This is a genomic window from Ruoffia tabacinasalis (assembly GCF_005864045.1).
Classification (GTDB): Bacteria; Bacillota; Bacilli; order Lactobacillales; family Aerococcaceae; genus Ruoffia; species Ruoffia tabacinasalis.
This window is the reverse complement of the sequence record NZ_VBSP01000028.1, coordinates 24,679-30,900: the sequence shown is the minus strand read 5'-3', so window position 1 is coordinate 30,900 and position 6,222 is coordinate 24,679. Positions and strand designations below refer to the sequence as shown.

General features: G+C 34.7%; 6 protein-coding genes and 1 pseudogene. 6 read left to right on the top strand and 1 reads right to left on the bottom strand.

Annotation, left to right across the window (positions count from 1 at the left end):
• From FEZ33_RS08130 to FEZ33_RS08110, 5 genes and pseudogenes are all read left to right on the top strand, one after another.
• A pseudogene (locus FEZ33_RS08130) lies at nucleotides 1-114 on the top strand (IS30 family transposase); the annotation flags it as partial.
• A gap of 84 nt (nucleotides 115-198) precedes the next feature.
• Nucleotides 199-1,227 carry a YeiH family protein gene (locus tag FEZ33_RS08125; RefSeq protein ID WP_138404908.1) on the top strand — a complete coding sequence of 343 codons (1,029 nt, stop codon included), beginning with the start codon at nucleotides 199-201 and terminating at the stop codon, nucleotides 1,225-1,227.
• Between the two features lie 79 nt (nucleotides 1,228-1,306).
• Entirely contained in the window at nucleotides 1,307-1,750 is a 444-nt protein-coding gene (locus tag FEZ33_RS08120; protein ID WP_138404907.1) for a hypothetical protein, read from the top strand.
• 11 nt (nucleotides 1,751-1,761) lie between these two features.
• Entirely contained in the window at nucleotides 1,762-2,670 is a 909-nt protein-coding gene (locus tag FEZ33_RS08115; protein WP_235888796.1) for a YitT family protein, read from the top strand.
• Nucleotides 2,671-3,119: 449 nt separating this feature from the next.
• The gene (locus tag FEZ33_RS08110) at nucleotides 3,120-4,289 is read left to right on the top strand and encodes an ABC transporter substrate-binding protein (protein WP_235888795.1); all 1,170 of its coding nucleotides are present in this window, start codon (nucleotides 3,120-3,122) and stop codon (nucleotides 4,287-4,289) included.
• 48 nt (nucleotides 4,290-4,337) lie between these two features.
• Here the strand turns inward: FEZ33_RS08110 and FEZ33_RS08105 are convergent, their stop codons facing one another.
• Nucleotides 4,338-5,147, bottom strand: a complete 810-nt coding sequence (locus FEZ33_RS08105) for a Cof-type HAD-IIB family hydrolase (protein ID WP_138404906.1) — start codon at nucleotides 5,145-5,147, stop codon at nucleotides 4,338-4,340.
• A gap of 136 nt (nucleotides 5,148-5,283) precedes the next feature.
• Here FEZ33_RS08105 and FEZ33_RS08100 point away from each other — a divergent pair, with 136 nt between their 5' ends.
• Nucleotides 5,284-6,123, top strand: coding sequence for an alpha/beta fold hydrolase (locus FEZ33_RS08100; protein ID WP_138404905.1), 840 nt, complete (start codon nucleotides 5,284-5,286; stop codon nucleotides 6,121-6,123).
• Nucleotides 6,124-6,222 lie beyond the last annotated feature (99 nt).

Genomic DNA, 6,222 nt, shown 5'->3' with positions numbered 1-6,222 from the left:
TCATCGATTGCACACAAACGGAACACGATTCCACGGAAATCCTTGCACTACCAAACACCGTTGGAAGTATTTTTGAGTTACTTAGATGAAGCTGTTTTGTCTAGCTTAATTTGACAAATCAAATAATTTAATAAAGAGCTATAGAAATGCTATTAATTTCTATGGCTTCTTTTTATATATAATGGATAGGAGAAAATTATGCGTAAGAATTCAACAGTTATAAATGCTTTATATGGAATTGTAGTGGCCTTGATTTTAGCAGTTATTTCGATAATGATTACCAATGTCTTGCCAAATGGGTATGTTGGAGCCAGTGTAATGGCGATGTTAATAGGGATGGTTCTTCATCCGCTTGTAAAGAAGTTATTACCTTCCTTTACTGGAATTGATTTAGTTGCTAAACGATTACTCAAAGTATCCATTGTTCTAATGGGGGGGTCTTTAAGCCTCACTCAAGTTGTAGAGGTTGGGAAGTTCTCTCTAATAGTGATGGTATTTACTTTAGCTACTGCTTTTATATTTGGTAACCTCATTGGAAAGTGGTTCAATATGGACTGGAAATTATCAAACTTAATTTCCGTCGGGACGGGAGTATGTGGTGGAAGTGCCATTGCAGCAGTTTCACCTATTATTAAAGCCAAAGACGAAGATATAGCTTATGCATTATCAACGACTTTTATTTTTGATATTTTAATGGTTATTTTATTCCCTATTGCGGGACAATTTTTCGGCATGACTGATTTAGGCTTTGGTTTATGGGCTGGGACAGCAATTAATGACACTTCGTCAGTGGTTGCTGCAAGTTATGCTTTTTCTGAAGTGGCTGGGAATTATGCCGTGATTGTTAAATTAACAAGAACATTAGCGATCGTTCCAATTGTATTTATTTACTCGATTGTTAATCAACGGATTGAACAAAAGACTCATTATGTTGATGGGAATTCAGACGCAACATTTAAATTAACGCGTGTGATTCCTTGGTTTATATTATTCTTTTTAATTATGGTCATATTACGTTCAGTTGGCGTCATATCGGCTGAGTTTGGATCAACTTTATCCTCTATAAGTAAATTCTTTATGGTCATGAGTTTAGGAGCGATTGGTTTACGAACGAACTTTAAATCTGTTGCTCAAAGTGGAATCTTACCTATGGTACATGGTTTTATTATTTCAATGTTAGTCGTAATTGTTTCTTTCGTGATTCAAATGATGTTAGGTCAAGTTTAAAAAGTGTAGGGTTTGTTCCTTAACTAATAAATGATATACTTAACTTGTTGTTGATTAATGAATTTATGGAGGGAAAATAATGTCTGTCATTCACACTAATTTTGAAAGCAAACTTAATGAAATGAATATTCCGTTTAACAAGAAAGAAATTGAGAACGGACATATATTATATCGTTTTAATTTTCGTCTTACTACAGAACGTGCACTCGTTGTAGAGGTCATCATCCAAGCATCGAAAGATAATTACGCTGATGCTCAAATCATCTACCGTCACGTTCATTTATTAACTGACCGTAGTAAAGAAGCAGATGCTTACGAATTACTTAACTCATTAAACGAAATGAAAACAGGTTACTATAGTCTTTATCTAGCTGGTGATGGAGAAGTTTTCCTTAAAACATTGCTAAGAACTGGTGAAGATGCTGAGCCATTATATCAAACATTGGTTATGGGTTCAGGAATTGCTAAAGGTTTACAAAAAGACTTAGTAAACGTGCTAGGTGAATCTGGAAAAGCAATGTAAGGTGACCGCTAATGATAAAAAAGGTTCTATCACAATATCCTGCGCTTAATGTCGTAAGCCAATTTTTTATTATTTTATTTTCGGCTTTATGTTTTGCGGTATCACTGAATATGTTCTTAATTCCTGGGGATATTTATAGTGGGGGGGTTACTGGGATTTCTCAGTTGATTACTTATTCACTAGATCAATTCACACCCTTTGGTAATATTATTCAGACAGGTACATTAAACTTCCTACTTAATATTCCCTTATTGATATTAAGTTATATGAAGTTGGGACGTCGTTTTACCATTTTAACGGTAGTTGTAGTAGCTATAATGACGGGTTTTACATTAATCATACCTGTCCAACAGGTATCTTCAAACCCGCTACTTAACGGAATCGTCGCTGGAGCTCTGAATGGGTTAGGCGGAGGATTAACGATCAAATTTGGTATGTCAGCAGGAGGAATTGATATTATTGCTCTTGTGATTAACCGATTAGTACAAATAAACGTAGGTTCTTTATCACTGCTTATTAATTCGGTTGTTATCGTTGGTGCAGGAGTACTTTATTCTTGGGAATTTGCTTTATATACATTAATTTCAATGTATGTAACATCTAGAGTAGTAAATTCAATTCATACAAACGAACAACGCTTAACTGCCTTTATTGTTACCGATAAAGAAGATGAAGTCGTCAAGTCAATTTATGGCCGTATCCATCGTGGAATTACGATTCTTGATGGCCGTGGAGGGTATTCGAAAAAGACGCGTAATACGCTTATGATCGTTATTAACCGATATGAACTTTATGATTTAGAGATGGCAATTGGAGAAGCGGACATTCACGCATTTGTTAATATTATTCAATCTACAAGAGTGAATGGAAACTATCTAAATCGAGACCAACAAAATAAACTAAAACTAAATATAACGTAATAATTAAACACTAGTTATAAGTAATAACTGTCAATCTGCTTTAGGCTCTGATGCATACTTACTGACTAGTGTTTTTTTAAATTATAATATTTTTCATAAAATGAGAATAAAATGAATAATTAACGTTGACATACTCATAATCATCCATTAATATGAAAGTAACAAAAAAACTAAGAAGAGGGATTAATATGATATTGAGTATTATTAACAATCAAAATGATTTTCAAAATTCATTTAATAGCGTCGTCGTGGTCGTTTAATACGATCTATGACGGGGCCAATTGATTGTGCCCGCATAGATTTCTGAAATCTAATGCGGGTTATACTCAATATATACTTCTTAATAGGGGATTATTAAGTAGATATGTTAAGTTTAGGAATAGACCTGAATTAGATTTTAAAATCTAGTTTAGGTCTATTTTTGTAAAAAAATTAAGGGATGGGGAATTATGATGAAACTTAGAAAAATTGGATTAACATTATTATCAGCTCTATTACTTTCGACAACAGCACTGTCACCGGCAGTTACTTTTGCACAAGAAAATATTATTATTGGTGGGAATTTAGAATTAACTGGGAATGCTGCAGCCTATGGTTCACCCGCGGCTGATGCAATAAATTTATTCATTCAACAAATTAATGACAATGGCGGAATCCTAGATGGCCGTATGTTAGAGGCAGAGATTATTGATAACCGATCTGATTTAACTGAATCGGCATCAATTGCAACGCGTTTAGCTGGTAGCGAGGCCGTAGGAATTATTGGACCTACAGCCACAGGTGTAGCCAAAGCTGCTATTCCTATTACTAATGAAGCTGGAATTGCGAATATTTTTGCAGCGACTACAGGTGACGGCCTAACATTAGCGGTTGATGGTTCATTATTAGAATATATCTTCCGTGTTTGTTTTGAGGACTCATATCAAGGTTTAGCTGCGGGGGCTTATACAGCGAATGAATTAGGTTTCTCAAAAGCAGTTATTCTAACAGACCAATCCTTAGATTACTCACTTGCTTTAGCTGATTCATTTACTGAAACATTCACAGAGAATGGTGGAGAAATCTTAGAGACACAATCATATCAATCTGGAGATACTGATTTCACAGCGTTACTTACTTCGCTATTAGGCAAAGACTTTGATGTCTTATACATTCCAGGTTATTATACTGAAACAGGGTTAATTATTAAACAAGCCAGAGAGATGGGGATTACTCAACCAATAATTGGTGGAGATGGATACCATAGTGATACATTAGTAGATTTAGCTGGGACTAGTAATGCCACTGACATCTACTTTACAACACACTTCTCTGAAGAAAGTGACAATCCAAAAGTACAAGAATTTTTAACTGACTTTGAAGAAATGTATGGACGTTCAGCAGATACATTCTCAGCCTTAGGTTATGATGCGATTGGTTTACTCGTTGATGCGATTGAAAGAGCCGGATCCACAGATCGAGATGCCATTCGCCAAGCTTTAGAAGAAACTGAAAACTTTGAAGGAATTACTGGAACTTTCTCTATGGATGAAAACCATAATCCAACAAAATCCGCTTTAATGTTACGTTTAGAAAATGGAGAAATCGCAGAGGTATCTGAAGCTTCAGCTGAGGAATAAAGACAAAAAATTAGGAGGGAGACATATTAGTGTCACCCTCCCTTTTTATTATAAACTGAAATAATTAGTTAAGAAATGAGCTAGGCCATCTTCATCGTTGGTAAATTCAGTTTGAGTGTCAGCAACGCCTTTGATTTCGTCTGTAGCATTCTTCATTGCTACACCTAAACCAGCGTATTTAATCATTTCTAAGTCATTATTCTCATCACCAAAAGCTAGGATATTCTCATTTGGAATATGATAGAACTCGCTGACTTTATTCACTGCAACTGATTTATTGATTCCTTGACGAACGACTTCAAGAATGGGTAAAACGCCACCCCAAGTACGTACAGATACCTCGTCACCGTAGCGAGCCATAATTCGATCTTCAATCGTTTTTTGCTTTTCAACGTCACATAGAATAGTTAAAGCGGTTGGATTCTGTGTTAAGTTTGCGCGGCTTAATTGACTGATCTCGGCTAAGTCTTTAGGGAAGAAGGGACTATCTGGTAAATTCATTGATGAAGTAAATAGTCTTTCTTTACCTTCGGCGATTAATAAATTGATATCTAAATTATCTTGATTCGCAAATAATTCAAAAGCGATTTCTTTATCCAATTCTTCATGATATGCAGGTAAGAAATGTGGCTTTCTTGGGTGGTGGCAATAAGCACCGTTAAAGTTTACCATCGGCGAATTGATATTCATTTCATTGTATATATTAATACTATTTCTATATGGGCGCCCTGTAACAATCATGACGATATGTCCGAGCTCATCAAGCTTTCTTAAAGTTTCAATTGTAAATCGAGAAAGTTTTGATTGATTATTTAAAGTTGTGCCATCTAAATCAATGGCAATAAGATGTTGATTCATATAAGAAACTCCTTTCATATATAGATGATTATACTTAATTATTTTCAATCATACAAATGAATGTTTAAATTGTTTTTCTTCGTCAATATTCGGTACAATATGAGATAGAAATAAATATTAACTATGGGGGAATTTTATGCGTCATATTACTAAATCCTATTATGTAAATGAAATACCAGTCATTGAAATTATCGATGCGAATTTAGAAGATAAAGCTGCGCCATTGGCTATTTTTTATCATGGTTTTACCGGTAGCAAGGACTCGAGTATGACCTTTGGGAATGAGATTGCTAAACGCGGATTCCGTGTTATTATGCCAGATGCTCAACATCATGGTGAAAGACGTAAGTACGGTGTCGATTTAAATGTTAATGGTATCTTATTTTTCGAAGCGTTGATGAGCAACGTTAAAGAATTTCCTGAAATAGTTCATTTTTATCGTTCGAAAGAATTAATTAAAGATGACTTTATTGCAGTAGCTGGAATGTCAATGGGTGGTATGACCACTTCGTTAATACTCAAAGCAAATAAAGAAGTCAATGTTGCCGTTGTATTAATGGGATCTCCTCAACAAATCAAATTTAACGATTGGATTGTTAATCAATATGTGAGTCATGGCGGTGAAGTGGATCAATTAGCTCCAAATGCTAAAACCATCTATGAATATATGACTGAATACTTCAAGAAATATGATTTGGGACTTGATCCTCAAGCGATTAATCAGAGACCACTATTATTCTGGCATTCTAAGCAGGACCCAGTTGTACCATATATCTATGCTGAAGAATTTGTGGAAGCTGCTAAAAATATTCCAGAAGGTAAATACGTATACTTAAAACCAGACGATCAGGGTGCACATAAAGTACCTTTCATCGAAATGGCAAGAATGGGTGAGTTTATTTCTGCTGCCTATAATGAAGAAGTTGAAAATGTTTATGAAGTAGCCGAAGAAAACTTCAATAAACTTTGGGGTTAATCACTGAAAAAATTTAAATATGTAACAATTTCGCTAAAACGCTTTAATTATAAATTGAAGCGTTTTATTTACGTGATATTATAAATACATCAGATGATT

Coding starts and splice junctions, on each gene's coding strand:
- FEZ33_RS08100 (WP_138404905.1), top strand. CDS start 5,284: ATGCGTCATATTACTAAATCCTATTATGTAAATGAAATACCAGTCATT.
- FEZ33_RS08125 (WP_138404908.1), top strand. CDS start 199: ATGCGTAAGAATTCAACAGTTATAAATGCTTTATATGGAATTGTAGTG.
- FEZ33_RS08110 (WP_235888795.1), top strand. CDS start 3,120: ATGATGAAACTTAGAAAAATTGGATTAACATTATTATCAGCTCTATTA.
- FEZ33_RS08120 (WP_138404907.1), top strand. CDS start 1,307: ATGTCTGTCATTCACACTAATTTTGAAAGCAAACTTAATGAAATGAAT.
- FEZ33_RS08105 (WP_138404906.1), bottom strand. CDS start 5,147: ATGAATCAACATCTTATTGCCATTGATTTAGATGGCACAACTTTAAAT.
- FEZ33_RS08115 (WP_235888796.1), top strand. CDS start 1,762: ATGATAAAAAAGGTTCTATCACAATATCCTGCGCTTAATGTCGTAAGC.